This window comes from Albidovulum sp., from assembly GCF_049646345.1.
Lineage (GTDB): Bacteria > Pseudomonadota > Alphaproteobacteria > Rhodobacterales > Rhodobacteraceae > Albidovulum.
In genome coordinates this window covers 1-2994 of the sequence record NZ_JBARVQ010000146.1, presented here as the reverse complement: position 1 = coordinate 2994, position 2994 = coordinate 1, and the positions used below count along the sequence as shown (strand labels likewise).

General features: G+C 63.2%; 4 protein-coding genes. 2 read left to right on the top strand and 2 right to left on the bottom strand.

Annotation, left to right across the window (positions count from 1 at the left end):
- On the bottom strand, positions 1–761 hold a 761-nt coding region (locus tag WBB85_RS03610; RefSeq protein ID WP_432637255.1), incomplete at its 3' end, for a 5'-3' exonuclease.
- A gap of 159 nt (positions 762–920) precedes the next feature.
- On the opposite strand from WBB85_RS03610, the gene WBB85_RS03605 reads away from it, so the two are divergent.
- Entirely contained in the window at positions 921–1553 is a 633-nt protein-coding gene (locus WBB85_RS03605; RefSeq protein WP_432637254.1) for a LysE family translocator, read from the top strand.
- 16 nt (positions 1554–1569) lie between these two features.
- Here WBB85_RS03605 and WBB85_RS03600 read toward each other — a convergent pair whose 3' ends face one another.
- Entirely contained in the window at positions 1570–1752 is a 183-nt protein-coding gene (locus WBB85_RS03600; RefSeq protein ID WP_432637253.1) for a zinc-finger domain-containing protein, read from the bottom strand.
- An 86-nt stretch (positions 1753–1838) separates the two neighbouring features.
- Here WBB85_RS03600 and WBB85_RS03595 point away from each other — a divergent pair, with 86 nt between their 5' ends.
- Positions 1839–2771: an ABC transporter ATP-binding protein gene (locus WBB85_RS03595; protein ID WP_432637252.1), complete on the top strand. Its 933-nt coding sequence runs from the start codon at positions 1839–1841 to the stop codon at positions 2769–2771.
- Positions 2772–2994: the final 223 nt, after the last annotated feature.

Genomic DNA, 2994 nt, shown 5'->3' with positions numbered 1-2994 from the left:
TCGCAGTCCAACTGCACGAGGCGCTTGGAAATGCGGATCTGCTCGATATTGTCCATGAGCGCTTCGCGGCGCTTGGGCTGCTTGATTTCGCCGGCGCGTTCCAGAAGCGTGTCGAGATCGCCGTATTCGTTGATCAGGAGCGCTGCCGTCTTGATCCCGATCCCCGGTGCGCCCGGCACGTTATCGACCGAATCCCCGGCCAGCGCCTGCACATCGACGACGCGTTCCGGCCCGACGCCGAATTTCTCGATCACGCCGTCGCGGTCGATGCGCTTGTTCTTCATCGGGTCGAGCATCTCGACCCCGTCGCCGACCAGTTGCATCAGGTCCTTGTCGGATGACACGATCGTAACGCGGCCTCCGGCGTTGCGGGCCTGGCAGGCGAAGCTGGCGATGATGTCATCGGCCTCGAAGCCCTCGACCTCGATACAGGCGACGTTGAAGGCGCGGGTGGCGTCGCGGGTCAGCGGGAATTGCGGCACAAGGTCCTCGGGCGCGGGCGGGCGCTGGGCCTTGTACTTGTCGTAGATCTCGTTGCGGAACGACTTGCCGGAATAATCGAAAATGACGGCGACATGGGTCGGCGCCTCGTCGCCCTTGGATTCTTCGACGATCTTGAACAGCATGTTGCAGAACCCCGCCACCGCGCCGATCGGCAGCCCGTCGGACTTGCGCGTCAGCGGCGGCAGCGCGTGGTAGGCGCGGAAGATGAAGGCCGATCCGTCGATCAGATGCAGGTGGCAGCCCTTGCCGAATGTCATGTCTCGCGCCCCCAAGTTTTGTCCGATCCGCATGTCATGCCATGTTTGGCTCCGGCGTTCCAGATCGTGCAGGCGGATCGGCTGCAGTCGACCGGTTGGCGCTTTACCTTGTTGTGAAGCTGTGGCTGGCTTGGCCGACCGATCAGGAACAGGATTCGCATGGACTTTCACATCTGGCTTGCCTTCGTCGCCGCTTCCACGGCGCTTCTGATGATCCCCGGCCCGACGGTTCTGTTGGTGCTGAGCTACGCGATCAGTCAGGGGCGCAGGGTGGCCCTGGCGACCGCCTTCGGTGTGGCATTGGGCGACTTCATCGCGATGTCGGCGTCATTGGCGGGGCTCGGCGCCTTGGTTCTGGCTTCGGCCAGCCTGTTCACAGTGCTGAAACTGGTTGGCGCGGCCTATCTGGTCTTTCTTGGCATCAAGCTGATCCGCAGCGCACCCCGAGCCTCGCTCGGCGCCTTGGAACATGTGGCGGCAGCGACACCGGCAAGCGTCTTCGGCCATGCCGCCACCGTGACGGCCCTGAATCCGAAATCCATCGCCTTCTTCATCGCCTTCGTGCCGCAGTTCGTCGCACCCGGGCAGCCCTTGCTGCCGCAATTCGCGATCCTGATCGCGACTTTCGTCGGTCTGGCGACGATCAACGCCCTTGCCTATGCGCTTCTGGCGGACAAACTGCGCAGCCGCATCGCACGGCCATCGGTGCTGGCGATGATCTCGCGTCTGGGCGGCGGGGCGCTGATTGCAATGGGCATCGCCACGGCCACGGTCAAACGGTCAGCGGCATAGCGCGGCGGTCGCGGCGTCACTTCACCTTTTCGGCAAAGTCCTTGTGAATGTATTTCTTGTCGCAATAACCGCATTCGACCCAGCCGGTATCATGCGGGATCTGCAACCAGACGCGGGGATGACCCAGCGCACCGCCGCCGCCATCGCAGGCGATCTTCCAGCTGTCCACCACTTCGGTTTCCGGCGCGTCTATGGTCATTGCTTGTCTCTTCCGGTTGTCGCGGGCGGGGCCGCAGTCTAAGTCGGGCGCATGATAGCGGATGGCAGGGCACGGGCAAGGCTGGAATGACCGAATTTGCGATTGAGATCGAGAACCTCAGAAAGACCTACCGCGCCGGACGCGGCGGGGCCGAGAAGGTGGCGCTGAAGGGCATCGACCTGAAGATCCCCGCCGGGTCGATCTTTGGCCTGCTGGGACCCAACGGGGCGGGCAAGTCGACGCTGATCAATATCCTTGCGGGGCTGGTGATCAAATCCTCCGGCAAGGTCAGGATCTGGGGCTTCGATCAGGATGTGAACCCGCGCCAGTCGCGCGCGGCCATCGGCGTGATGCCGCAGGAACTGAACCTCGACCCGTTCTTTTCCCCGCGTGGCGCGCTCGAGGTACAGGCCGGGCTTTACGGCGTGCCGAAAGCGCAGCGCCGGTCCGACGAAATCCTTGAAATGGTCGGCCTCAGCGACAAGGCCGATGCCTATGCGCGGACACTGTCGGGCGGTATGCGCCGGCGACTGCTCTTGGCCAAGGCGCTGGTGCATTTCCCCCAGATCCTCGTCCTCGACGAACCGACGGCGGGGGTGGATATCGAGATCCGCCAGATGCTTTGGGCCAATGTGCGAAAACTGAACCGCGAACGCGGCATGACGATCATCCTGACGACGCATTACCTCGAAGAGGCCGAAGAGATGTGCGACGAGATCGCGATCATCAATCAGGGCGAACTGGTGGTGCAGGACACCACGTCGGCCCTTCTGGGCCGCATGGATGCCAAGACGCTGGTGATCCACCCCGAATCCGCCGTGCCGGACCCGATCCAGATGCCCAAGGGCGTCGAGATTGAACGCAGGGCGGACGGCGCGCTGGCGCTGTCCTACCGGCGCGGAGAAACCTCTGCGAATGCGATCCTCGATGCCGTTCGCAAGGCGGGTATCGTGATCCGCGACGTCAGAACCGAAGAACCGGACCTGCAGGACGTGTTTCTGGACCTGACCCGGGGGTAGCGTGACAGCTCGAGGCGCGCGCATTGCCCGCCTCGCGCCGAATAATCGCCTGACTTTTGACCAAAAGCTGCTTGACCCTTTCGGCTTGGACAAAGCACCTGCCGAAACGAGACCGCCTTGGGTATCCTTAGATTCTTTTTACGCGCTTTTGCGCCGCAGGGAACACATCACCGGCCAACGGCCCAAGCAATCGAGCCCCCCCGTGCCGCTCCCAAAGCCGGGG